This is a genomic window from [Pseudomonas] carboxydohydrogena (assembly GCF_029030725.1).
Classification (GTDB): domain Bacteria; phylum Pseudomonadota; class Alphaproteobacteria; order Rhizobiales; family Xanthobacteraceae; genus Afipia; species Afipia carboxydohydrogena.
Window position 1 is genome coordinate 767764 of the sequence record NZ_CP113162.1, and the last position, 23664, is coordinate 791427.

The window sequence follows — 23664 nt, forward strand, 5'->3', positions numbered from 1 at the left end:
GGAAAGTCTGATGTCGAGTCTCGAATCCGCTTCGCCCCAAATTGCTCCCGGTCGCGTCGGCGTGCTGCTGGTCAATCTCGGCACGCCCGATACCGCCGATGCGCGGGGCCTTCGGGTGTACCTGAAGGAATTCCTGTCCGATCCGCGCGTGATCGAGGATCAGGGCCTGTTCTGGAAGCTGGTGCTCAACGGCGTCATCCTGCGCGTGCGTCCAGCGCGGAAGGCGAAGGACTACCTCAAGATATGGAACAACGAGCTGAATGAGTCCCCGCTCAAGACCATCACCCGAGGGCAGTCCGACAAGCTCGCCGCCGCGATCGCGGACCACGATCATGTCGAGGTCGACTGGGCGATGCGTTACGGCAATCCGTCGATCCAGTCCGGCTTCGATGCGCTGATGGCCAAGGGCTGCGACCGCATTCTGGTGGTGCCGCTGTATCCGCAATATGCCGCCGCGACCACCGCGACGGTGTTCGACAAGGTGGCCGAGGTGCTGCTGGCGATGCGCGTGCAGCCGACCGTGCGATTCGTGCCGCCTTATTATGAGGAGCCCGCCTATATCGAGGCGCTGGCGAATTCGATCGAGGCGCAGCTTGCGACGCTGCCGTTCAAGCCGGAGGTGATCGTCGCCTCGTTCCACGGCATGCCGCAGAAATATGTCGACAAGGGCGATCCCTACCAGACGCAATGCGTCGCCACGGTCGCGGCGCTGCGCAGGCGCCTCAACCTCGACGACAAGGAACTGATCCTGACCTTCCAGTCGCGCTTCGGTTACGATCCGTGGTTACAGCCCTATACCGACAAGACCATGGAGCGTCTGGCGGCCGAAGGGGTCAAACGGATCGCCGTTATCACGCCCGGCTTCTCGGCCGATTGCCTGGAAACGCTGGAGGAAATCGCGCAGGAGAACGCGGAAATCTTCCGCCATGCCGGCGGCGAGCAGTTTTCCTTCATCCCGTGCCTGAACGACAGCGACGGCGGCATGGATGTGATCCGGCAACTGGTGCTGCGCGAATTGCAGGGCTGGATCTAGTCTCCCTCTATTCTTGCCGGACGGATCGAACCGGACACCCTGCCGCAAAGACAATGTGATAGGCTGCGTGCGATGATATTCCCGCGCCGCTCATGGGATGTGTCACATGTTTGGTTTTGGAGGGACGATGTCCGGATTCGATATTTTCGCCATTGCGCTGTTGCTGCTCGTGGTGATCACGCTGTTCGCGGGCGTGAAGACCGTCAATCAGGGATATGACTGGACCGTGGAGCGGTTCGGCAAGTACACCCGCACGCTCGAGCCCGGCCTCAACATCATCGTTCCGTATTTCGACCGGATCGGCCGCAGGGTGAACATGATGGAGCAGGTGATCGACATTCCCGAGCAGGAGGTCATCACCAAGGACAACGCCACGGTCACGGTGGACGGCGTCGCGTTCTTTCAGGTGTTCGATGCCGCCAAGGCGAGCTACGAGGTCGCCAACCTCAATCAGGCGATTGTCACGCTGACCATGACCAACATCCGCTCGGTGATGGGCGCGATGGATCTCGATCAGGTGCTGTCGCATCGCGACGAGATCAACGAGCGGTTGTTGCGCGTGGTCGATGCGGCGGTGTCGCCGTGGGGCCTCAAGGTCAACCGCATCGAGATCAAGGACATTGTTCCGCCCGCCGATCTCGTCGAGGCGATGGGCCGCCAGATGAAGGCTGAGCGCGTCAAGCGCGCCGAGATTTTGCAGGCCGAAGGCCAGCGGCAGTCCGAGATCCTTCGTGCCGAAGGCGCCAAGCAGGCGCAGATCCTGCAAGCCGAGGGTCGCCGCGAGGCGGCGTTCCGCGACGCGGAAGGGCGCGAGCGCGCGGCGGAAGCCGAAGCCAAGGCGACGCAGATGGTCAGCGACGCCATCGCCAAGGGCGACGTCGCCTCGCTGAATTATTTTATCGCCGATAAATACATCAAGGCATTTGGTCAGTTCGCGGAATCCTCCAACCAGAAGGTGATCATGCTGCCGATGGAGGCGACCAGCCTGTTGAGTTCGCTCGCGGGCATCGGCGAGATCGCCAAGGCGACGTTCGGCGAAAGCGCGGCGTCCGCGGCGGCGAAGCGATCAAGCGTGCCGAACACCGGCACGACACCGCCCGCCAAGCCGTTCGGCTGAGGAATTCACGATGTTCGATACTCTTGTTGCACTCGGGAAATGGAATTGGCTCATTCTCGGCGTCGTGCTGATGGGCGTCGAGGCCCTTGTGCCGGGCGTTTTCATGTTCTGGCTCGGTCTCGCCGCGCTGATCATGGGCGTGCTGTCGTTCGGCGTTGCCATCTCATGGCAGATGCAGCTTGTCGGGTTCGCATTGCTTGCGATTTCGATGGTGCCGCTGTGGCGCCATTTCGCCGCGCGCGCCTCGGAGCGTGAGGACAATCAATTCCTCAATCGCCGGACGCAGGAACTGGTCGGGCAGGTGGCGACGCTCGAAACTCCGATCGTCAATGGTTTTGGGACGATCAGGCTCGGCGATACGGTCTGGCGCGTCGAGGGTCCGGCGCTCGAGGCCGGAACGCGGGTGAAGATCGAACAGGCGGACGGCGCGCGGCTGCGCGTCGGCCCTGCGTAAGCGTCAGGCGACGCCCGCCCGCAGCAGATCGTGCAAATGCAGGATGCCGACCGGCGTCTTGCCCCTGGTGACGATCAACGCGGTGATCTTCGAGGCATTGAGAATTTCCAGCGCCTCGCTGGCCAGAAGGTCGCCGCCGATGGTTTTCGGATTGGCCGTCATCACCTGATCGACCGTCGCGGTCATCAGATCGGGCCGCATGTGGCGGCGCAGATCGCCGTCGGTGACGATGCCAGCGATCTCGCCACGGCCGTCGACGATGGCGACGCACCCGAAGCCCTTCGAAGTCATTTCAAACAGCGCTTCCGACATCGGCGTGCCGAGCGGCTTCACCGGGACGGACGCCTCCTTGTGCATCAGGTCGCGGACGAATTTCAGCATCGCACCCAGTTTGCCGGACGGATGCAGCACGCTGAAATCGGTGGCGGAGAAGCCGCGGCTTTCCAGGAGCGCGATCGCGAGCGCATCGCCGATCGCGAGCTGCATCAGCGCCGAGGTGGTCGGCGCCAGATTGTTCGGGCAGGCCTCGCGCGCCTTCGGCAGCGCCAGCACCACGTCGGCGGCGGCGCCGAGGGTGGATTCGCTTTCCGAGGTCACCGCGATCAACTGGATGCGGAAGCGGCGGGAATAATTGATGAGGCTGCGCAGTTCGGCGGTCTCGCCGGACCATGACAGTGCGATGATCACGTCATCCGGCGTGATCATGCCGAGATCGCCGTGGCTCGCTTCCGCCGCATGGACGAAGAACGCCGGTGTGCCGGTCGAGGCCATCGTCGCCGCGATCTTGCGGCCGATATGCCCCGACTTGCCGAGACCGGTGACGATGACACGGCCACTGGCGTTGCGGATCAGCTCGGTCGCTGCGGCGAACGGCGCGCCGAGGCCGTTCTGTAGCGTGGCGATCAGCGCGGCGACGCCATCGGCCTCCGCCGCCAGCGTGCGCAGCGCGGATTCGATAGCGGGAGAGAGAGGAGCCACTGACACGGAAGTTGTCCGCGGTTTGGAAGAAGCCATGCACGATGTCCGAAAGGGCAGGCGGCGATGGTCGCCTGCTGCGTATTTTCTTTAGCACGCTCAATCACATCCGGCGATCCGGAACAGGCCCTCCTCAACCGCTCATTAACCATAGTTGTTTTAACTCTGTTAACGGCGTTCCGCACCGGAGCGCCGTGCCTTTTGTGCTGCAAGCAATTGTAGTTGTTGCGTTTTCGGCTCTGCCGGAAAGGTATTGAAGATGCCCTTTGGGCATGGAGTGAGGGAGTGGCGAGGCCACCGCGCGCGGCATTCGTGCGGGGTGTTGGCGTGCGCCCTGCTGGGCGCGGCCTTTCTGTCCAGCCCCTGTCTTGCCCAGGCGCTGACCTCCTCGATGCTGGTGCCCTCGATCGGCGGGTTCGCGCCGGTCCAGAATTCGCCGCTGCGTCCGGTCGACGACCGCGATGTGACCGGGAGCGCGCCGGGAGCTTATGGCAATCCGGCTGCGTCGGGCGCGGCGGGCACAGGTTATGACTCGCTGAACCGCAGACGCAGGACGAAGCCCTATCCGGGCACGCCGAAGCCGAGATTCGTCGGGCCCGGCAATCCGCAAAATCCTCCTCCGTTGCAGGCGCCGCGCGTGACGGCGCCGGTATCGCCCTCGTTTGCGGGCACCGCCGATGGCGCGCCGCCGCGTCGCCGCCTGAAAATCGACGACGACCCGTTCGGGCAGGTCGGCAATTACGTCGGCGGCTTTCTGGTGAAGGAGGCGGTCGAAGTCTCGGGCGGCTACGACAGCAATCCCGGCCGTTTCTCGCAGCCGCGCGGCTCGGCGATCTACAGGGTCGCGCCGGAATTGCAGGCGACATCGGACTGGTCGCGCCACGCACTGAGCCTCGACCTGCGCGGTTCGTTCACCGGCTACGGCACGGAATTCCCCGGTCAGACCAGTTCGCCGCTCAATCTGGATCGCCCGAACGTGGACGGCAAACTCGCGGGCCGCATCGATGTGACCCGCGACACCCGTATCAATTCCGCGCTGCGGTTGCGGGTCGCGACCGACAATCCCGGTTCGCCCGACGTGCAGGTAGGCTTGTCAAAATACCCGGTTTACACCAATTTCGGAGGCACGGTCGGTGTCGAGCAGGACTTCAATCGCTTGCAGCTTCAGGTCAACGGCAATGCTGACCGGACCGTGTATCAGTATTCCAAACTGACCGACGGCCGATCGTCGAGCAACGACGATCGCAACTTCAATCAGTATGGCGCGCAGGCGCGGTTCAGCTACGACTGGATGCCAGGCGTGAAGCCGTTCGCGGAAGTCGAAGGCGATACCCGCGTGCACGATCTGCAATTCGACCGCAACGGCTATCAGCGCGATTCCAACGGTGCCTACGTCAAGGCGGGAACGAGCTTCGAGTTCTCGCGGCTGCTCACCGGCGAGATCGCGGCCGGGTATTCGTGGCGCGACTATCAGGACCCGCGCCTGAAGCAGCTCTCCGGTCTGCTCACGAGTGCTTCGCTGGTATGGACCGCGACGGGACTCACCACGGTGAAATTCGATGCCACTTCGTCGATCAACGAGACGACTTTGGAAGGCGTCTCAGGTTCCCTGTCGCGCGACTACAGCGTTCAGGTCGATCATGCCTTCCGTCGCTGGCTGATCGGCACGGCCAGGTTCGGTTATGGAACCACGGATTATGAAGGGACGCGGTTCGACCGCCGTTACTTCGCGGAAGCCGATCTGGTCTACAAGCTTTCCCGCACCCTTGCGATCAAGGGAACCCTGCGCCGTGATTGGCTGAAGAGCGATGCTCCAGGTGTCAATTCGGCCGAGACGGTTGTGATGCTGGGCGTTCGCGTGCAGCGCTAGCGTCTCATTCAGCGGTCCCGCGCGGGTTCCTGCTGAATAAACCCCATATCCTGAAACCCGGCATTAACCCCCTCCAACAGTGGTGGATCAAGTAAGGATTCCGGCAAGAGTTCACAGCGTACCACTGCTTTTCAACGCTGGAGCAGGCGCGCGTAATGTATCGATCGGGTCTAAAGTTATGGCAGGCTTCGCCGCGCGCTCTGACGATCGTGTCCGTGCTTGCGACGCTGGCCTTCATGACGATCTGCGCCAGCGTTTTGCTCGACATCCGCTCCGGCAAGGAGGAACTTGCCAGACAGTCCTCCGAGAATCTGGCCGCGACCATCGACGCCGATCTCAGCCGCAACATCGAGATTTATGATCTGTCGCTGCGCAACGTCGTCAATAACATGCTGGAGCTCGATACCCAGCATATCAGCCTGCCGATCCTGCATCTGATCCTGTTCGATCATGCGGCGACCGCAAAGTATTACGGCCCGATCCGGGTGTTCGATGCCGACGGTAATCTGAAGCTCGACTCCAGCACGCTGCACCCGGCGCAGGAAAATCGCGCCGACGAGGAATATTTCAAGGTCCATCGCGACAATCGCGATGCCGGCCTCTATATCGGCGATCCCTCGGTCTACCGGAATACATTCGCGGTGGTGTTGAGCCGCCGCATCACCGGATATGACGGGAAATTCCTCGGCGTCGTCGTCGGCTCGCTGCGCTACAGTTATTTTCATGACCTGTTCGGCAAGCTGACATTCAACCCGGAAGACAGCGTCACCATTTTCCGGCGCGACGGTGTCGTGATGATGCGCCAGCCGTTCGACATAGCGGTGATCGGCAAGAGTCTCAGCGACAGTGGCACCGTCCGCCACATTCTCGAAACGCCGAGCGGATCGACGAAGACACGCAGCGAAATCGATTCCATCGAGCGAATGTATGTCTGGCGGAACAGCGAGCGCCCGCTTGTCGTGGTGGTTGGAAAATCGCTGGATAGTATCTACGGCACATGGTGGACGCAAACGCTGATCATCGGCGGCCTGATGTTCGTTCTCTCGATCTTCGCCATCGGCACGACGCTCTTTCTCACTCGCGAGATTTCGCGGCGTGCGGCCGCCGAGAAACGTCTGTCGCAACTTGCGACCACCGACGCGCTGACCGGCATCGACAACCGCCGCAGGTTCGACGAGCGAATTCTCGATGAATGGCGGCGCGGCTGGCAGAAATTGCCCTTGTCGCTCCTGATGATCGATGCCGATCATTTCAAGGCGTTCAACGATCTGTTCGGTCATCAGGCCGGAGATCAACTGCTGGCGCGGATCGCGGCATGCGTCGCGGAATCCGCCAAGCGTCCCGCAGACTGCGCCGCGCGTTATGGCGGCGAGGAGTTCGTGCTGCTGCTGCCGAATACCGATCTTGCCGGCGCGCTCAAGCTCGCCGAGGAAGTGCGCGATCGCGTCGTGCGCCTGTCGGCCGATAAATGGGCGACAACGGTTTCGGTCGGGGTCGCCTGCCTCGTTCCCGATATGGCGGGTTCACCGAAGGATCTGATCGAGGCGGCGGACAAGGCGCTGTATGAAGCCAAGGAGCAGGGCCGCAACCGCTGCGTGGCGAGCGACGCGGAGAGGGCGACGGAAGCCGCCTGACCGATCCCGCATCCGCTGCTACACTGCGCGGATGAAACTTTCCGCCCGATTCCCGAAAATTCTTGCCTGCTGCGCCGCGCTCGCCGTCTCGTCCGCCGCGAGCGAGGCCCGCGATCTGTCGCCCGCCGAAACATGCATTGCGGTGAACGACGGGCTGTCGCTCGGCGCGCCGCTGCCGCACACAGCCGAAGCCCTCAAGGCGCACAGGCCCTTGAGGATCGTCGCCATCGGCTCTTCGTCCACCGTGGGGCTGTGGATGGTGCGCAAGGAGAAAACCTATCCCGGCGTGATGTACCGCGAATTGTTGCGGCTCGACCCCGCGATGCAGATCGAGATCGTCAATTCCGGGCGCAACGGCGACACCATCCCCGGCAACATCGCGCGGTTTCAGCGCGACGTGTTCGCCCATCGGCCGGACCTCGTGATCTGGCAGATCGGCGGCAACGATTTCACCTGGGGCGAGGGGATCGAAAGCCTCGGGCACAGGATCGCCGAAGGCGTCGCGATGCTGCGCGCGCAGGATGCCGACGTCATCCTGATGGACCAGCAATACACCCCGGTCATTCTCGCCACGCATTACGCCAAGATGCAGGCGGCGATCGCGTCCGTCGCGCGCGAACAGCAGGTGGCGTATCTGCCGCGTTTCGATATGCTGCATAAAACGGTGGAGGCGGGCGTCTCCATCGTCAGCCTGTCGGCGTTCGACGGACTGCACATGTCGGGCGACGCCTATGACTGCACCGGCCGCGTGCTCGCCCGCGCGATCATGGCGGCGGTGCGGTAAAACGAGGAGGATTTCCGATGAGCTTTGTCTGCTGCCGTTCCTTCATGGCCGCGCTGGCCGTTGTCTTTGCCGCGACGTGGACGGCGGCGCCCGCGCGCGCCGAAGTCTCCGAGATCAGCATCTCGAAAGGCTACGGCATCCTCTATCTGCCGCTGATCGTGATGGAGGACCAGAAGCTCCTCGAGAAGCAGGCGGAGAAGGCTGGCCTCGGCAAGGTGAGCGTGAAATGGCGCGTGCTCGACGGCGGCAACGTCATCAACGACGCCATGATGGCAGGCTCGCTCGATTTCGCGGGCACCGGCGCGCCGGCCTTTGTCGCGCTGTGGTCGAAGGCGAAGGGCATTCCGAACACCGCGGTGATCGGCATCAGCGCCCTGAGCGCGACCTCGCTGTATCTGAATTCCAGCAATCCGCAGATCAAGGGCCTCGCCGATTTCAAGAGCGGCGACAAGATCGCGCTGCCCGGCATCAAGACCTCGCTGTCGGCGGTGGTGTTGCAGATGATGGCGGCGAAGCAGTTCGGCATCGAGAATTACGCAAAGCTCGATCCGCTCACTGTCGGCCTGCCGCATCCGGAGGGGTTGATCGCGTTGACCTCAGGGCGTTCGGATGTGAGCGCGCATTTCACCTCGCCGCCGTTCTCCTATCTCGAACTCAAGGACCCGAAGGTGCACAAGGTGGCGAGTTCGGTGGATTACATCGGCAACATCACGCTCGATGTGGTGTACGCGCCGAAGAAATTCGTCGATGCCAACCCGAAGACCACCGAGGCGATGCTGGCGGCGCTCGACGAGGCCGATGCCTTCATCAAGAACCACCGCGACGAGGCGGCGGACATTTTCGTGCGCAGCTCCAAGACCAGGGTGTCGAAGGAGGACGTGCTGGCCATTCTTGGCGACCCGGACACGCGGTTCTCGACCACGCCGGACAAGGTCAAGAGTTTCGCCGACTTCATGAAGGCCGCCGGCACCATCAAGACCGCGCCGGAGAAATGGTCCGACATGTTCATCCCGCAGTTGTCCGGCCGGGACGGGAGTTGAGGGGGCAACCTCAGCGTCCCGGGTGGCTCGTGTGCGTCACGAGCCGCGCGGCGCTGGGCTGCCGCCGAACGGCTACAGTGTCCAACCTTCATTTTGCCAAAACTCTCGAGGCAGGCGCGGTCGTCAAGTGGGGAGTTCGCTACCCCTCACACGTACTTCTTCATCTCGCTGAGCAAATCCCCGCGTAATTCCTCGCGGTCCATCGCGTAGGCGATGTTGGCGGCCAAGAAGCCTGACTTCGAGCCGCAATCGTAGCTCTTGCCCTTGAACTTGAATCCATAGAACGGCTGCTTGCCCGCGAGCGCGAGCATTGCGTCGGTCAACTGGATTTCGCCGCCCGCGCCGCGTTCCTGCGTTTCCAGAATGTTGAAGATCTCCGGCTGCAAAATGTAGCGGCCGGTGATCGAGAGGTTGGAGGGCGCGACCTCCTTCTTCGGCTTCTCGACCATGCCGTTCAATTCAAACAGGTCGCCCTTGCTTTTGCCGACGCCGACCACGCCGTACATGTGGACCTGCTCCATCGGCACTTCTTCCACCGCGATGATGTTAGCCTTGTCCGCGCCGGCCGCGTTGGCGGCGTCGATCATCTGCTTGAGGCCACTCGGTCTGTTCTTCACCAGCACGTCCGGCAGCAGAACCGCGAACGGCTCGTTGCCGACGATGTCGCGCGCGCACCACACCGCATGGCCGAGGCCGAGCGGCGCCTGCTGGCGCGTGAACGAGGTGGTGCCCGCTTCCGGCTGGTCGCGCTCGAGGATCGCAAGTTCCTTCTTCTTCTCGCGGCTCTCCAGCGTGTCTTCCAGCTCGTAGGGGCGGTCGAAATGATCCTCGATCACGCCCTTGTTGCGGCCGGTGACGAACACGAGGTGTTCGATGCCCGCTTCCAGCGCCTCGTCCACCACATGCTGGATCAGCGGGCGATCCACCACGGTCAGCATCTCCTTCGGCATCGCCTTGGTGGCGGGCAGGAAACGGGTGCCGAGACCGGCGACGGGGAATACGGCTTTGCGGATTTTCATGTGGTGCTTCGGGCTCTTTGATGGACGCGATGAAAAGGCGGCGGCGCGAGGGCTCGCGCCGGGAACAATCGATCCGCCTCACTATCCTGTTTGCAGCCGATAACAAAGGCAGCAAATGGGCAAGTGCCTCAGGCGGATCGGCTTTCGCGCATGCGGGTTAATGGCGCAGCGCCCCTGAAACATCATGAAATCGGCCCTATGTTAAGGGTGTGGAAACCCTCTGCGGGCCTGATAGCCTTTCGGGACGGGAAGGACATTCATGGCATTGCCGGTGAGAATGAAGCGCGGTTTGGCGGGTGGTCTGGCGTTGGGCGCGCTGGCGCTGCCGCTGTCCGCCTGCATTCCGGATGGCCCGCGCGGGCCGCGCCCCGAACTCACCGGCTCGATCCCCTCATCCGCGCCATCCATGCGCCGCGCCTCCTCGAAGGAATGGAGCGGGGAGGACGGCGCCTCCGGCTCGCCCGAGATGACGGCCTCCGCGATCCGCGCCGCCGCCGCCAATTTCAAATCCTGCGTCGCCGCGATGGGCCCGGAGGCTGCGCGCCGTGGCGTCACGCAGGCCAACTTCCAGCGCCTCACCGCGAACCTTGAGCCCGATCTGAAGATCATGGACTTCATGGATTCGCAGCCCGAATTCACCAAGGCGGTGTGGGATTATCTCGACGTGCTGGTGACCGATGCGCGGATCGCGCGCGGCCGCGAAATCCTCGCTCAGTACAAGGCGCAGTTCGATGCGGTGGAGCGCGCCTATGGCGTCGACCGCTACATCATCGCCTCCATCTGGGGCGTGGAGTCGAACTACTCGACGCAGGGCGGCGACCGCAGCGTGCTCAATTCCACCGCGACGCTCGCCTGCATTGGGCGGCGGCAGAATTATTTCCGCGGCGAGTTTCTGGCGGCGCTGGAAATCCTCAATCGCGGCGACCTCACGCCGGACGAGATGGTCGGCTCGTGGGCGGGGGCGTTCGGGCCGACGCAGTTCATGCCCACGGTGTACAAGCGGTTCGCGGTCGATTTCGACGGCGACGGGCGGCGCGACGCGGTCAAGGATGTCGCCGACCTGATCGCTTCCACCGCCAACAAGCTCAAGACCGACGGCTGGCAGGCGGGGCAGGGCTGGGGCTACGAGGTCTCGGTGCCGCGCGGCTTCGATTACATGATGGCCGACCGCTCGAAGATGCTGTCGCTCGCGCAATGGGAACGGCTCGGCGTGCGCCGCGCGAACGGTCAGGCGTTTCCGCGGCCCGGCGATCACGCGTTTCTCCTGATGCCCGCGGGCGCGCAGGGGCCGGGCTTCCTGATGTTGCAAAACTTCCGCGCCATCCTGCGCTACAACCCGGCGGAATCCTACGCGCTCGCGATCGGCCATTTCGCCGACCGGCTGCGCGGGGGCGGGCCGTTCGTCCAGAACTGGCCGCGTTCGGAGCGGGTGCTGAGCCGCGCCGAGCGGCTTGAGTTGCAGCAATTGCTGGCGCGGCGCGGCTTCTATCAGGGCGAGCCGGATGGCCAGTTGGGGAGCGCGACCCGTCAGGCGCTGCGTTCCTATCAGGCCTCGGTCGGCACGCCCGCCGACGGCTTCGCCTCCTCCGACGCGCTCGCCCGGCTGCGGGCGAACTGAGGCGAATAACGCCGCAATCGCCCCTTTTCGGGCCGGATTCAGCTAGTATAACGGGGGTCAAAATCGAAACCCGGCTGAGACCCTGATGCGATTCTGGAGGCGATACATCCGGCGCGAAAGCGCGGTGCTGGCGGCGTTCGCGGTCGCGGGCCTCCTGGCGTTCGGCATGGCCCAGCCTGCCTCCGCGCAACTGTTCGATTTCGGGTTCGGCAACCGCAGGCCGGTGCCTCCGCGCGGCGTGCCTCAGGGCGGCGGCGGGTTCTTCCCCTCGTTCCGCGACGGCTTCTTCGGCGACCGGCCGCAGCAGGCTCAGCCGCAACAGCCGCGCGTGGATTATTCGCGCCCGCCCGCGCCGGACAAGCGCGACACGCCCGCCGAGCAGAACGTGCTGGTGATCGGCGACGCGATGGCCGACTGGCTCGCCTACGGCCTCGAGGATGCGCTCGCCGAGACGCCGGAGCTTGGCGTCATCCGCAAAGCCAAGACGGTGTCCGGCCTGATCCGCTACCAGCCCAAGGGCGAGCCGTCGGACTGGGCGGCGGCCGCGAAGGAGATTCTCGCCAGCGAGCATCCCGACGTGATCGTGGTGATGCTCGGCCTGCACGACCGCATTCCGATCCACGAGAAGGTCGAGAAGACCGAGAAGGACAAGAAGAAGGGCAAGAAAGGCGCGAAGGAGAAGGACGACAAATCGGATCAGAACAAGGCCGACGCGAACAAGCCGGGCGAGGGCGAAGCCGCGCCGCCGGATACGGCCAACTCCGACGACGAGGAAGACGCGGCCCCCCCAGAGAAGACCGCGCCCGCCGCCAACGGCATCGCCAATTTCCGCGATCCGCGCTGGGTCGAGCTTTACAACCGGAAGATCGAGGAATTGATCGGCATCCTGAAAGCCAGGGGCGTGCCGGTGCTGTGGGTCGGCCTGCCGGCCATACGCGGCACCAAGTCGACCTCCGACATGCTGTTCCTCGATGCGTTGTATCGCGACGCCGCCGGCAAGGCGGGCATCACCTATGTCGATGTCTGGGACGGCTTCGTCGATGACGGGGGACGCTATTTGCAGCAGGGCCCGGACTTCGAGGGCCAGATCCGCCGCCTGCGTTCCTATGATGGCGTGTTCTTCACCAAGGCGGGCGCGCGCAAGCTCGCCCATTACACCGAGCGCGAGATTCGCCGCGTGCTGGCCGCGCGCTCCTCGCCGCTGTCGCTGCCGAGCGAAGCGCCGGACAACAGCGTCAACGTCAAGCCGGGCGTGGCCGGTCCGCGTCCGATGGCGGGGCCGGTGGTGCCGCTGGTGGCGCCGTCCGTCAGCGCGGACCAGTTGCTCGGCGGTGCGGGCTCGCGGCCCGCGGCGGTCGATGCGTTGGCTGCGCGCACGCTGGTGAAGGGCGAACCACTCTCGCCGCCGGCCGGGCGCGCCGATGATTTCAGTTGGCCGCGCCAGGAGATCGGCCGGCTCGAAGCGCCGCCGACGCCGCCGGGCAAGGACGCCATCGCCACGCTCGATGGCGACAAGCCCGCCGCGCCGAAGCCGAAGCGGCGCGCGCCGCCGGCGACGTCGAGCAACGGCTTCTTCGATCCCGGCCGGATGCTGCCGCAGCGGCAGCGTCCGATCGCGCCCTCGGCCGCGAGCTCCGGATTCTTTTTCTTCCGCTAAAAATATATCGCTTTTCGACGGAACTTGCGGGTGACTGCGCGAAGGGCATTGACGGACAGGCGTATTTCAACTTGTGCCTTGTTTCCGGCATGTTTTTCACATTTTCGCCGCGCGATTGAAAATATCGTTTCCGGAACGCCCGCTCTCCTTGCCGGTTAACCTGCGTCAATCGATCAAGGGAGACAGGTCATGAAGATGAAGACAATGCTCGCGGTCACGGCTCTGGTGTTGGCGCCTGCCTTGGCTCAAGCGCAGGACGTGGTTCGCGACAGCGCGCGCGGCGGCGCGGAAGCGGGTGGCGCGGTGCTCGGCGCGCCGGGCGCGATTGTCGGCGGCACGGTCGGCGCCGCCGTCGGAACCGCCGTGGCGATCCCGGATGCCGTGATCACCTCGGTGCGCGGCGAGCGCGTGCCGTCGGTCGTGGTGCATGAGCGGATCGCGGTGGGCGAGCCGCTGCCGGAGATGGTGGTGCTGCATGAGGTGCCGCGTTATCGCGAGTATCGCTATGCCGTGGTCAACGACCAGCGCGTGATCGTCGATCCGCGCACCCGCCGGATCATTCGCGTCATCGAGTAAGCCTGCGGTTGCGTAACCGGACGCAAGCAAAAACCCCGCCGTTTGCACGGCGGGGTTTTTGTTGTGAGTATGTGATTGGGGCTTAACGCGGCAGCGTGGTCGATCCCATCAAATGCTGGTCGATCGAGGCGGCGCACTGGCGGCCTTCGCGGATCGCCCACACCACGAGCGATTGGCCACGGCGCATGTCGCCCGAGGCGAACACTTTCGCCACCGAGGTCTTGTAGTCGCTGGTCGCGGCGCGGACGTTGCCGCGCTGATCGAGATCGACGCCGAGCGACTTCAAAAGCCCCTCGTGCACCGGATGCACGAAACCCATCGCCAGCAGCACGAGGTCGGCGGGGAGCTCGAATTCGGTGCCGGGCACCGGCTGGAATTTGGCATCGACATGGATGCCGTGCAGCTTCGCCACCTTGCCGTTCTCGCCGGAGAATTTCTGCGTCATCACGGCGTAGTCGCGCACGGCGCCTTCCGCCTGGCTCGACGAGATGCGCAGCTTCAATGGCCAGTAAGGCCAGACCAGCGGCTTGTTCTCGCGCGCGGGCGGCTCGGGCAGGATTTCAAGCTGCGTCACCGACGCAGCACCTTGACGCACCGAGGTGCCGATGCAGTCCGAGCCGGTGTCGCCGCCGCCGATGACGATGACATGCTTGCCGGTGGCGAGGATTTCGCTCACGCCGTCGAGCGGCTCCTTGCCGACGCGGCGGTTCTGCTGCGGCAGGAAATCCATCGCATAGTGGATGCCGGCGAGATCGCGGCCGGGCACCGGCAGGTCGCGCGGAGCTTCGGCGCCGCCGGTCAGCGCGATGGCGTCATAGGTCTTGAGCAGTTCCTTCGGATCGATCGCGCCGGGCGAGGAGCCGCCCACCGCCTTGCCGTAGTGAAACACCACGCCTTCCGCCTCCATCTGCTTGATGCGGCGGTCGATGGTCCACTTCTCCATCTTGAAGTCGGGAATGCCGTAGCGGAGAAGACCGCCCGCCTTGGCGTGCTTCTCGAACACATGCACCTCGTGGCCGGCACGTGCGAGTTGCTGCGCGCAGGCGAGGCCGGCCGGGCCGGAGCCGACCACGGCGACCTTCTTGCCGGTTTTCTCGGCGGCGATTTCCGGCGGCAGCCAGCCGTTGTCCCATGCGCGCTCGACGATGGCGTGCTCGATGCTCTTGATGGTGACGGGGCTGTCGAAAATGTTCAGCGTGCAGGATGCCTCGCAGGGCGCGGGGCAGATGCGGCCGGTGAATTCGGGGAAGTTGTTGGTCGAGTGCAGGTTGCGCGCGGCCTCCTGCCAGTTGCCCTTGTAGACGAGATCGTTCCAGTCCGGGATCTGGTTGTTGACCGGACAGCCGGGCGTGCCGGGCGCGACAGAACCGGTGCCATGGCAAAACGGCACGCCGCAGTTCATGCAGCGCGCGGCCTGATCGCGTAGTTCTTTATCCGACAGCGGAACGACGAATTCGTTGAAATTCTTCACACGCTCCGCGACCGGCGCATAGCTGCGGTCGTGACGCTCGAATTCGAGAAACCCTGTGATCTTACCCATGGTAACCTGACGCCCCTGCATCCCGTTTCGTCGTCATCCTGAGGTGCGAGCCGTTTTCGGCGAGCCTCGAAGGATGAATATCGTGTTCCGTCCCCCTTCGAGGCCCTCGCTACGCTTGGGCACCTCAGGGTGACGGAATTTTCAGTCTACGCCCCGATTGCGATGGGACGCTCGGCTTCCTTCTTTGTCTTGATCTCGCGCAGGGCGCGGCGGTACTCGACCGGCATCACCTTGCGGAACATCGGCAGATACTTCTTCCAGTTCGCCAGAATCTCTGCGGCGCGCTTCGATCCGGCGTATTTCGCATGGCGCGCGATCAGCACGCGCAGGCGCTTGATGTCGTCGGCGAGCAGATCCTCGAACACATCGACGCGGCCGTGCGCTTCGAGATCCTCGTGCATGTGGTACTCGTTCTCGGCGATCATCTCCTCGGAGAGCACCGGCTCGAGCTCGACCATTGCCATGTTGCAGCGCCTGGCGAAGGAATTGTCCTCGTCGAGCACATAGGCGACGCCGCCGGACATACCCGCCGCGAAATTGCGGCCGGTCTTGCCCAGCACGACGACGATGCCGCCGGTCATGTATTCGCAGCCGTGGTCGCCCACGCCCTCGACCACCGCGACCGCGCCGGAGTTGCGCACGGCGAAGCGCTCGCCGGCGATGCCGCGCATGTAGGCTTCGCCCTGAATTGCGCCGTACAGCACGGTGTTGCCGACGATGATCGACTCTTCCGGAACGATGGCGGAGTTCTGCGGCGGGCGCACGATGAGGCGGCCGCCCGACAGGCCCTTGCCGACATAGTCGTTGCCTTCGCCTTCGAGATCGAAGGTGATGCCGTGGCTAAGCCACGCGCCGAACGCCTGACCGGCGGTGCCCTTGAGGTGCACGTGCACGGTGTCGTGCGGCAGGCCGGCATGGCCGTAACGCTTGGCGAGCGCGCCCGCGAGCATCGCGCCCGCGCTGCGGTCGGTGTTGTGGATATCGGTCTCGATCTCGACTTTCGCGCCACGGTCGAGGGCCGCCTGCGCTTCCTTGATGAGCTTGCGGTCCAGCACCTCTTCGAGGTGATGGTTCTGCGGCTCGTTGTGATAGATGACCTGACCCTTTTCCTCCTTCTGCTTGTAGAACAGCTTGGAGAAGTCGAGGCCCTTGGCCTTCCAGTGCGCGACGAGGCGGGTCTGGTCGAGCATCTGGCTCTGGCCGACCATCTCGTTGAAGGTGCGGTAGCCGAGGCCCGCCATGATCTCGCGCACTTCTTCCGCGACGAAGAAGAAGAAGTTGATGACGTGTTCGGGCTGGCCGGTGAAGCGCTTGCGCAGCACCGGGTCCTGCGTCGCGACGCCGACCGGGCAGGTGTTGAGGTGGCACTTGCGCATCATGATGCAGCCCGCCGCGATCAATGGTGCGGTCGCGAAGCCGAATTCGTCGGCACCTAACAACGCGCCGATCACGACGTCGCGGCCGGTGCGGAAGCCGCCATCGACCTGCACGGCGATGCGCGAGCGCAGCCGTTCGCGCACCAGCGTCTGGTGGGTTTCGGCGATGCCGACTTCCCACGGCGAGCCTGCGTGCTTGATCGAGGTCAGCGGCGACGCGCCGGTGCCGCCCTCGAAGCCCGAAATCGTCACATGGTCGGCGCGCGCCTTGGCGACGCCCGCGGCGACCGTGCCGACGCCGATCTCGGAGACGAGCTTGACCGAGACCTGACCGTCGGGATTGACGTTCTTCAGGTCGTAGATGAGCTGCGCGAGGTCTTCGATCGAATAGATGTCGTGATGCGGCGGCGGCGAGATCAGGCCGACGCCCGGCGTCGAGTGGCGCACCTTGGCGATCGTCGCATCGACCTTGTGGCCGGGCAACTGGCCGCCTTCGCCGGGTTTTGCGCCCTGCGCCATCTTGATCTGCATCATGTCGGAGTTGACGAGGTATTCCGTCGTCACGCCGAAACGGCCCGAAGCGACCTGCTTGATCGCCGAGCGCATCGAGTCGCCGTTCGGCATCGGCTTGAAGCGGTCGGATTCCTCGCCGCCTTCGCCGGTGTTCGACTTGCCGCCGATCCGGTTCATCGCGATCGCAAGCGTGGTGTGCGCCTCGCGCGAAATCGAGCCGTACGACATCGCGCCGGTGGCGAAGCGCTTGACGATTTCCTTGGCGGGCTCGACTTCGTCGAGCGGGACGGGCTTGCGCTTGTCGTCTTCGGCGGTCTTGAGGCGGAACAGGCCGCGCAGCGTCAGCAGCCGCTCGGCCTGCTCGTTGATCTGCTTGGCGAAGGCGCGGTAGCGGTCCTGCGAATTGCCGCGCACCGCATGTTGCAGCGTGGCGACCGAATCCGCGGTCCATGCATGGTCCTCGCCGCGGGTGCGCAGCGCATACTCGCCGCCGAAATCGAGGAAGTCCTTGTAGATCTGGTCCTCGCCGAACGCCATGGTGTGGCGGCGCACGGTTTCCTCGGCGATCTCGGCGAGGCCCACGCCCTCGATGCGGGAGTGGGTGCCGGTGAAGTATTTGGCGATGAAGTCGGTCTTCAGGCCGATGGCGTCGAAGATCTGCGCGCCGCAATAGGACTGATAGGTCGAGATGCCCATCTTCGACATGACCTTGAGAAGGCCCTTGCCGATCGCCTTGATGTAACGCTTGACGGCTTCCTTGCCGTCCGGCGTGCCGGGCAACTGGTCCCGCATCGCGACGATGCTCTCGAACGCGAGGTAGGGGTTGATGGCTTCGGCGCCGTAGCCTGCGAGACAGGCGAAGTGGTGCACTTCGCGCGGCTCGCCCGATTGCACGACGAGACCGACCGAGGTGCGCAGGCCGGTGCGGATCAGGTGGTGATGCACGGCGGCGCAGGCGAGCAGCGACGGAATCGGAATCCGGTCCGATCCGGTGGCGCGGTCGGACAGGATGATGATGTTGTGGCCTTCGCGCACGGCGGCTTCGGCGCGCGCGCAAAGCTCGTCGAGCACCTGCTCCATTCCGGCGGCGCCGAGGCCCGCATGGAAGGTGGTGTCCAGCGTGCGCGACTTGAACTGCGATTCCGCGATCTCGGAGATCGAGCAGATCTTCTCGAGGTCCTCGTTGGTGAGGATCGGCTGGCGCACTTCGAGGCGCTTGTTCTTCGACAGGCCTTCGAGATCGAACAGGTTCGGGCGCGGACCGATGATGGAGACGAGGCTCATCACCGCTTCCTCGCGGATCGGGTCGATCGGCGGGTTCGTCACCTGCGCGAAGTTCTGCTTGAAATAGGTGAACAGCGGCTTCGGCTTGTCGGACAGCGCCGACAGCGGCGTGTCGGTGCCCATCGCGCCGATCGCTTCCTCGCCCAATGTCGCCATCGGCGTCATCAGCACCGCGAGGTCTTCCTGGGTATAGCCGAACGCCTGCTGGCGATCGAGCAGCGACATGTTCGATTTTTGCGCGCTCTTGGTGGCGGGCGGCTGCAATTCCTCAAGCACGATCTGGGTGTTGTCGAGCCACGCGCGATAGGGATGGCTCGCCGCGAGCTGCGCCTTGATCTCGTCGTCGGGAATGAGACGGCCCTGTTCGAGATCGACCAGCAGCATCTTGCCCGGTTGCAATCGCCATTTGGTGACGATCTGGTCTTCCGGAATCGGCAGCACGCCCATTTCGGACGCCATCAGGATGCGGTCGTCCTTGGTGACGAGATAGCGAGCGGGGCGCAGGCCGTTGCGGTCGAGCGTCGCGCCGATCTGGCGGCCGTCGGTGAAGGCGAGCGCGGCGGGGCCGTCCCACGGCTCCATCAGGGCTGCATGATATTCGTAGAAGGCGCGGCGCTCTTCATCCATCAGCGGATTGCCGGCCCATGCCTCCGGGACGAGCATCATCATGGCGTGCGCCATCGAGTAGCCGCCCTGCACGAGGAATTCGAGCGCGTTGTCGAAGCAGGCGGTGTCGGACTGGCCTTCATAGGAGATCGGCCACAGCCGCTCGATGTCCTTGCCGAACAGGTCGGACTTCACCGAGGCCTGACGCGCGGCCATCCAGTTGACGTTGCCGCGCAGCGTGTTGATTTCGCCGTTGTGGGCGATCATGCGGTAGGGGTGCGCGAGCGACCAGGTCGGGAAGGTGTTGGTCGAGAAGCGCTGATGCACCAGCGCCAGCGCGCTGATGAAATCGTCCTCGTGCAGGTCGGGATAGTATTTGCCGAGCTGGTCGGCGAGGAACATGCCCTTGTAGACGACGGTGCGGGTCGAGATCGACACCGGATAGTAGCCGGAAAGGCCCCGCTCGCGGCGCTGATAGATCGCGTTCGAGATCGACTTGCGAACGATGTAGAGCCTGCGCTCGAATTCTTCCTCGGTGCCGGCGAAGCTGCCGCGGCCGATGAACACCTGCATGTGCGCGGGTTCGGTCGGCTTCACGGTGACGCCGAGCGATGAGTTATCGGTCGGCACCTTGCGCCAGCCGAGCAGCTTCATGCCCTCGGCGGCAATCTGATCGGCGAAGATGCTCTGGATGACGGTGCGCCAGGAATCGTCGCGCGGCATGAACAGCGCGCCGACGGCGTAATCGCCGGGCTTCGGCAGGGAGAAGCCAAGTTCCTTGGTCTTGCGAACGAAGAAATCGTGCGGGATCTGCACCAGGATGCCCGCGCCGTCGCCGGCGCGCGGATCGGCGCCTACGGCGCCACGGTGTTCGAGATTGCACAGGATGCTGATCGCGTCGGTGACGATCTGGTGGGACTTCTTGCCCTTGATGTTGGCGATGAAGCCGACGCCGCAGGAGTCCTTTTCAAGGGAGAGGTCATAGAGACCTTCGGCCGGCGGACGCCAGGTATGCTCGGGGGCATGTTCGGCGGCGTGTGCACTGGCGCCATGTTGTGTTCGTTCAGGCCGGCCATCGCCAACCTGAACCATCCCTGGTGCTTGGGCACCGCCTGAATATCTCACGAACCTGGTCATCCTGTGCCTCAAACCCTTTCGGGGCGTTCCTTGCTCATCAGTCAGGCGCACCCGGGGCGTTCGCGGTTGCTCGGGCCACCATGAGCCGAGGCCCTGAGCCGGAGCTCCGAGCCGAGAAACCGCCCGCCAGCAGACGAGCCTTGTGTCAAAAGTGCTGGCTCGCGGGCGCTTGTCGGCGCGAGCGAGCGGTCTTTGCGGGCAGGAGCCGGACTGCGGACCCGTCATCCTGCCTGAAATCCCGGCAAAATATGGGACAGTATTACTGTCCTACCTGCCAGATTGCCAAACTTTTTTCTATCACACAAGCACAACGGAGTCCCCGGCGGGATGCATGACTCACAACCGGAGTTGTCGCCTCATCTGCCCGGTGCCGTTGGCCGCAAAGAATCTCGTTCCGGCCCAAGCGCGGCCCATTCCTCGCCGGAATCCCCGGCAAGATAGATCCCGAACCTGAGGTGTTCAGGGCTGTGGATGACGAGGAGGCGGTCGATGAAGCTGTTCGCTTCGATTTGCGCGGGAACGGTGATGGCGGCGGGCGCCGCCACCGTGCCTGCGCGCGCTCAGGTCATTCAAATGGTGCAGGCCAGGATTATTCAGGTCGCCGACGTCCTGAGAAGCGATGATGGCGGATATGGCCGCGGCGCGTATGCCGGGCCGCCGGAGCCGGTGCCGATGGGAGACGACTCCGTTATTCTCGCTCCCGAGGAAATTCCGGGAATCCTGCGCCAGCAGGGCTTTTCCCAACTCGGCCCGGTGTTCCGGCGCGGCTGGGTCTACACCGTCGCGGTGCTGAACCAGAACGGCGACGATGGACGCCTGATCGTGGACGCGCGCACCGGCGAGCCGATCCGCTTCATCCCTGCGATGCGGATGGATTCGCGGCTGCGCGACGAACTCGACCGCATGTATGGGCCGCCGGGTCCGCCGCCCGCACGGTTCGCGCGCGATCCTCGCGATTCCTATGGCGCGGTGCCGCCGCGCGGAGAATATCCGCCACGCACGGCAAGCCATGACGCGCCGGTTGCCTCGCCGCATCATGCCGCATCGCTCAAGCGCGCGGCGAAGACGATCGCGAAGACGGCTCCGAAGCCCGCTCCGGCGAGCGTCGCGGCGGTACCAGCCACACCGCCGGCAGCACCGGCCGCGGCGCAGACGGCGCAATTGTCCGGCGCGGCCCCCAAGGATATGCCCAAGCCTGAGGCGAAGGTTGAGGCCAAACCCACGCCCGCCGCGGACACGATCGAGCTGAAGCCGACCGAACCGATGCCGCCGGTGCAGCCGATGGATTGAAGCATCAAAAAGGGCGACCGATAGACCGGCCGCCCTTTTTGCTTCAGGGCTTCCAGAAGCCCGCCTGCTGTTTCGTCGCGATATTCAGCCTGTTCCAGACATTGATGCTGGCGATGGTGAGAAGCAGGGAGACGATATCGGTCTCGTTGTAATGGCGTATCAGTTCGTCCCAGATTTTGTCGGGAACGGGATCGGCCCTGTCGCTGAGCCGCGTCATGGCCTCGGTGAGGGTGAGTGCTGCGCGTTCGGCGGCCGTGAAGTAGGGCGTGTCGCGCCAAGCGGCGACGGCAAAGAGCCGCTCATCGGTTTCGCCGGCCTTCTTCGCGATCCGCCAGTGCCCGTCGATGCAGACGCTGCATCCATTGATCTGGCTGGCGCGCAGGCACATCAGTTCATGGAATGTCGCGGGGATATTGCCTTTCTTCGCCGATTCATTCAGGGCGCCGAGCGCCTTCATGGCGTCGGGATTGAGCAGGGCCGGATTGTTCATGCGTGCTTGCATCGGAAATCTCCTTCAGGCTGGTTGGACGCTGCGGTTCCCGCCGATGTCACATTCGGCCGGATCGGTTCGTCAGAGGGGTGACGAGGCAGGCTGCGGAGATGTGACCGATGAGCGAACAAAATTTTTTGGCAGAGAGGTTCGAGGCGAACCGCGCGCATTTGCGGGCCGTCGCTTACCGGATGCTGGGCTCGCGCAGCGCGGCGGAGGACGCGGTTCAGGAAGCCTGGCTGCGTCTCAACCGCGCCGGCACCGACGAGATCAAAAACCTCGGCGGCTGGCTGACGACCGTGGTGGCGCGGATCTGTCTCGACATGCTGCGCGTGCGGAAATCGCGGCGTGAGGAGCAACTGGGACCGCATGTCCCGGAACCCGCCGCCGATAATGAAAACGGCGAAGAGGAGATCGCGGATTCGGTCGGTGCCGCGTTGCTGATTGTGCTCGACACTCTCACGCCCGCCGAACGGCTGGCCTTCGTGCTGCATGACATGTTCGCGGTGCCGTTCGAGGAGATCGCGCCGATCGTCGGCCGTCAGCCTGCCGCCGCGCGGCAACTGGCGAGCCGCGCCCGCCGCCGGGTGCAGGGCGCTTCAGTAAAATCCGATGTCGGGACGCCCGAGGCCGACCTCAGCCGCCAGCGCGTGATCGTTGATGCATTCCTTGCGGCCTCCAGGAACGGTGACTTTGAGGCGCTGCTGGCGGTGCTCGGTCCGGAGGTCGTGTTCAGGTCGGATGCGGTGGCGGCGAAAATGGGCGGCGCGGTCGAATTGCGCGGCGCGGAGGCGGTGGCCAACACCTTCAAGGGGCGTGCGCAGGCGGCGCAGCCCGCGATGGTCGATGGCGCGATGGCGATCGCGGTGGTGTTCGGCGGGCGGCTGCGGATCGTGCTGGAGCTTCGCTTCGCGGGAGAGCGGATCGCGGGCATTCAGGCCGTCGCCGACCCGGATCGCATCAAGGGGTTCGACGTCGCGATCCTCAACACATGAAAAACGCCCCGGGGCACCGGGGCGTTTCTTGTTCAGAGCAAGATGACGGCTGTCTTTAAGCCGCCTGCTTGCCGTCCGTTCCGACGGGTTTCGGCGCGGCGCTGCCGGTCGTGATCGGAATCTGGCGCGGCTTGGCGGCTTCCGGGATCTCGCGGACGAGATCGACATGAAGCAAACCGTTCTCGAGCGAGGCGTTCTTCACCTGCACGAAATCGGCAAGCTGGAAGCTGCGCTCGAAGGCGCGCGAGGCGATGCCGCGATACAGCACTTCGTTCTGGCTGTTCTCGTTCGCGACCTTCTCGCCCTTGATCGTCAGCGTGTTTTCCTTCGCGACGATGGAGATTTCATTCTGCGAGAAGCCGGAGACGGCGACCGTAATCCGGAAGTCGTTCTCGCCGGTCCGCTCGATGTTGTAGGGCGGATAGCCGTTGCCGCCGTCGCCAGCCGCCTGGTCGAGCAGCGAGAACAGACGGTCGAAACCGACGGTGGAACGATAGAAGGGGGTGAGATCGAAAGTACGCATGTTAGTCCTCCATTGAGCGACCGGCGCGTATGACACGAGAGGGAGTCCGGCTATCGGCCGGGAGGTTCGTCTCGCAAGCACAACGCGCGGCTCTTTTTTCCAAAGAGCAGACAACCCGCCGGATTGGCCGGGT

At 64.3% G+C, this 23664-nt stretch carries 18 protein-coding genes; 12 read left to right on the plus strand and 6 right to left on the minus strand.

Features of this window, described 5'->3' with window-relative positions; all coding sequences use genetic code 11:
* Nucleotides 1-10 precede the first annotated feature (10 nt).
* The 3 genes from hemH to AFIC_RS03680 all read left to right on the plus strand — a co-directional run bounded on the left by hemH (nt 11) and on the right by AFIC_RS03680 (nt 2604).
* Nucleotides 11-1033: a ferrochelatase gene (gene hemH / locus AFIC_RS03670; protein WP_275247818.1), complete on the plus strand. Its 1023-nt coding sequence runs from the start codon at nt 11-13 to the stop codon at nt 1031-1033.
* A gap of 127 nt (nt 1034-1160) precedes the next feature.
* Nucleotides 1161-2150 carry an SPFH domain-containing protein gene (locus AFIC_RS03675; protein WP_275247819.1) on the plus strand — a complete coding sequence of 330 codons (990 nt, stop codon included), beginning with the start codon at nt 1161-1163 and terminating at the stop codon, nt 2148-2150.
* A gap of 10 nt (nt 2151-2160) precedes the next feature.
* Nucleotides 2161-2604 (plus strand): NfeD family protein, encoded by a 444-nt coding sequence (locus AFIC_RS03680; protein WP_275247820.1) that lies wholly within the window; start codon nt 2161-2163, stop codon nt 2602-2604.
* Nucleotides 2605-2607: 3 nt separating this feature from the next.
* Here AFIC_RS03680 and AFIC_RS03685 read toward each other — a convergent pair whose 3' ends face one another.
* The gene (locus tag AFIC_RS03685; RefSeq protein WP_275247821.1) at nt 2608-3618 is read right to left on the minus strand and encodes a KpsF/GutQ family sugar-phosphate isomerase; all 1011 of its coding nucleotides are present in this window, start codon (nt 3616-3618) and stop codon (nt 2608-2610) included.
* Between the two features lie 220 nt (nt 3619-3838).
* Between AFIC_RS03685 and AFIC_RS03690 the strand changes: the two genes are divergently transcribed.
* The 4 genes from AFIC_RS03690 to AFIC_RS03705 all read left to right on the plus strand — a co-directional run bounded on the left by AFIC_RS03690 (nt 3839) and on the right by AFIC_RS03705 (nt 8907).
* A complete protein-coding gene (locus AFIC_RS03690) occupies nt 3839-5449 on the plus strand; it encodes an outer membrane beta-barrel protein (protein ID WP_275247822.1) in 1611 nt (536 codons plus the stop codon).
* A 155-nt stretch (nt 5450-5604) separates the two neighbouring features.
* Nucleotides 5605-7083, plus strand: a complete 1479-nt coding sequence (locus AFIC_RS03695) for a sensor domain-containing diguanylate cyclase (protein WP_275247823.1) — start codon at nt 5605-5607, stop codon at nt 7081-7083.
* Between the two features lie 31 nt (nt 7084-7114).
* The gene (locus AFIC_RS03700; protein WP_275247824.1) at nt 7115-7867 is read left to right on the plus strand and encodes an SGNH/GDSL hydrolase family protein; all 753 of its coding nucleotides are present in this window, start codon (nt 7115-7117) and stop codon (nt 7865-7867) included.
* 17 nt (nt 7868-7884) lie between these two features.
* A complete protein-coding gene (locus tag AFIC_RS03705; protein ID WP_275247825.1) occupies nt 7885-8907 on the plus strand; it encodes an ABC transporter substrate-binding protein in 1023 nt (340 codons plus the stop codon).
* 146 nt (nt 8908-9053) lie between these two features.
* On the opposite strand, the gene galU is transcribed toward AFIC_RS03705, so the two are convergent.
* Complete coding sequence (gene galU / locus AFIC_RS03710) at nt 9054-9926, minus strand: UTP--glucose-1-phosphate uridylyltransferase GalU (RefSeq protein ID WP_275247826.1); 873 nt, start codon at nt 9924-9926, stop codon at nt 9054-9056.
* A gap of 259 nt (nt 9927-10185) precedes the next feature.
* Here galU and AFIC_RS03715 point away from each other — a divergent pair, with 259 nt between their 5' ends.
* From AFIC_RS03715 to AFIC_RS03725, 3 genes are all read left to right on the plus strand, one after another.
* A complete protein-coding gene (locus AFIC_RS03715; RefSeq protein WP_275247827.1) occupies nt 10186-11544 on the plus strand; it encodes a lytic murein transglycosylase in 1359 nt (452 codons plus the stop codon).
* A gap of 85 nt (nt 11545-11629) precedes the next feature.
* Complete coding sequence (locus tag AFIC_RS03720; protein WP_275247828.1) at nt 11630-13201, plus strand: SGNH/GDSL hydrolase family protein; 1572 nt, start codon at nt 11630-11632, stop codon at nt 13199-13201.
* Between the two features lie 195 nt (nt 13202-13396).
* Nucleotides 13397-13777, plus strand: coding sequence for a DUF1236 domain-containing protein (locus AFIC_RS03725; protein ID WP_275248631.1), 381 nt, complete (start codon nt 13397-13399; stop codon nt 13775-13777).
* A gap of 82 nt (nt 13778-13859) precedes the next feature.
* On the opposite strand, the gene AFIC_RS03730 is transcribed toward AFIC_RS03725, so the two are convergent.
* Both AFIC_RS03730 and gltB read right to left on the minus strand, forming a co-directional pair.
* Nucleotides 13860-15317 carry a glutamate synthase subunit beta gene (locus tag AFIC_RS03730; RefSeq protein WP_275247829.1) on the minus strand — a complete coding sequence of 486 codons (1458 nt, stop codon included), beginning with the start codon at nt 15315-15317 and terminating at the stop codon, nt 13860-13862.
* Between the two features lie 146 nt (nt 15318-15463).
* Nucleotides 15464-20188, minus strand: coding sequence for a glutamate synthase large subunit (gltB, locus tag AFIC_RS03735; protein ID WP_420833361.1), 4725 nt, complete (start codon nt 20186-20188; stop codon nt 15464-15466).
* A 534-nt stretch (nt 20189-20722) separates the two neighbouring features.
* Here gltB and AFIC_RS03740 point away from each other — a divergent pair.
* Nucleotides 20723-21523, plus strand: coding sequence for a hypothetical protein (locus AFIC_RS03740; protein WP_275247831.1), 801 nt, complete (start codon nt 20723-20725; stop codon nt 21521-21523).
* 43 nt (nt 21524-21566) lie between these two features.
* Here the strand turns inward: AFIC_RS03740 and AFIC_RS03745 are convergent, their stop codons facing one another.
* Nucleotides 21567-22025, minus strand: coding sequence for a carboxymuconolactone decarboxylase family protein (locus AFIC_RS03745; RefSeq protein WP_275247832.1), 459 nt, complete (start codon nt 22023-22025; stop codon nt 21567-21569).
* Nucleotides 22026-22132: 107 nt separating this feature from the next.
* Between AFIC_RS03745 and AFIC_RS03750 the strand changes: the two genes are divergently transcribed.
* Complete coding sequence (locus AFIC_RS03750) at nt 22133-23008, plus strand: sigma-70 family RNA polymerase sigma factor (protein WP_275247833.1); 876 nt, start codon at nt 22133-22135, stop codon at nt 23006-23008.
* A gap of 55 nt (nt 23009-23063) precedes the next feature.
* Here AFIC_RS03750 and AFIC_RS03755 read toward each other — a convergent pair whose 3' ends face one another.
* Nucleotides 23064-23531 (minus strand): Hsp20 family protein, encoded by a 468-nt coding sequence (locus tag AFIC_RS03755; protein WP_275247834.1) that lies wholly within the window; start codon nt 23529-23531, stop codon nt 23064-23066.
* Between the last annotated feature and the right edge of the window lie 133 nt (nt 23532-23664).

Excerpts from the sequence above, each read along its gene's own strand:
- AFIC_RS03715 (WP_275247827.1), top strand. The coding sequence starts at position 10,186 with ATGGCATTGCCGGTGAGAATGAAGCGCGGTTTGGCGGGTGGTCTGGCG.
- AFIC_RS03690 (WP_275247822.1), top strand. The coding sequence starts at position 3,839 with ATGCCCTTTGGGCATGGAGTGAGGGAGTGGCGAGGCCACCGCGCGCGG.
- AFIC_RS03675 (WP_275247819.1), top strand. The coding sequence starts at position 1,161 with ATGTCCGGATTCGATATTTTCGCCATTGCGCTGTTGCTGCTCGTGGTG.
- hemH (WP_275247818.1), top strand. The coding sequence starts at position 11 with ATGTCGAGTCTCGAATCCGCTTCGCCCCAAATTGCTCCCGGTCGCGTC.
- AFIC_RS03680 (WP_275247820.1), top strand. The coding sequence starts at position 2,161 with ATGTTCGATACTCTTGTTGCACTCGGGAAATGGAATTGGCTCATTCTC.
- AFIC_RS03700 (WP_275247824.1), top strand. The coding sequence starts at position 7,115 with ATGAAACTTTCCGCCCGATTCCCGAAAATTCTTGCCTGCTGCGCCGCG.
- AFIC_RS03695 (WP_275247823.1), top strand. The coding sequence starts at position 5,605 with ATGTATCGATCGGGTCTAAAGTTATGGCAGGCTTCGCCGCGCGCTCTG.
- AFIC_RS03745 (WP_275247832.1), bottom strand. The coding sequence starts at position 22,025 with ATGCAAGCACGCATGAACAATCCGGCCCTGCTCAATCCCGACGCCATG.
- galU (WP_275247826.1), bottom strand. The coding sequence starts at position 9,926 with ATGAAAATCCGCAAAGCCGTATTCCCCGTCGCCGGTCTCGGCACCCGT.
- gltB (WP_420833361.1), bottom strand. The coding sequence starts at position 20,188 with ATGGTTCAGGTTGGCGATGGCCGGCCTGAACGAACACAACATGGCGCC.
- AFIC_RS03705 (WP_275247825.1), top strand. The coding sequence starts at position 7,885 with ATGAGCTTTGTCTGCTGCCGTTCCTTCATGGCCGCGCTGGCCGTTGTC.
- AFIC_RS03730 (WP_275247829.1), bottom strand. The coding sequence starts at position 15,317 with ATGGGTAAGATCACAGGGTTTCTCGAATTCGAGCGTCACGACCGCAGC.
- AFIC_RS03685 (WP_275247821.1), bottom strand. The coding sequence starts at position 3,618 with ATGGCTTCTTCCAAACCGCGGACAACTTCCGTGTCAGTGGCTCCTCTC.
- AFIC_RS03755 (WP_275247834.1), bottom strand. The coding sequence starts at position 23,531 with ATGCGTACTTTCGATCTCACCCCCTTCTATCGTTCCACCGTCGGTTTC.
- AFIC_RS03725 (WP_275248631.1), top strand. The coding sequence starts at position 13,397 with ATGAAGACAATGCTCGCGGTCACGGCTCTGGTGTTGGCGCCTGCCTTG.
- AFIC_RS03720 (WP_275247828.1), top strand. The coding sequence starts at position 11,630 with ATGCGATTCTGGAGGCGATACATCCGGCGCGAAAGCGCGGTGCTGGCG.
- AFIC_RS03750 (WP_275247833.1), top strand. The coding sequence starts at position 22,133 with ATGAGCGAACAAAATTTTTTGGCAGAGAGGTTCGAGGCGAACCGCGCG.
- AFIC_RS03740 (WP_275247831.1), top strand. The coding sequence starts at position 20,723 with ATGAAGCTGTTCGCTTCGATTTGCGCGGGAACGGTGATGGCGGCGGGC.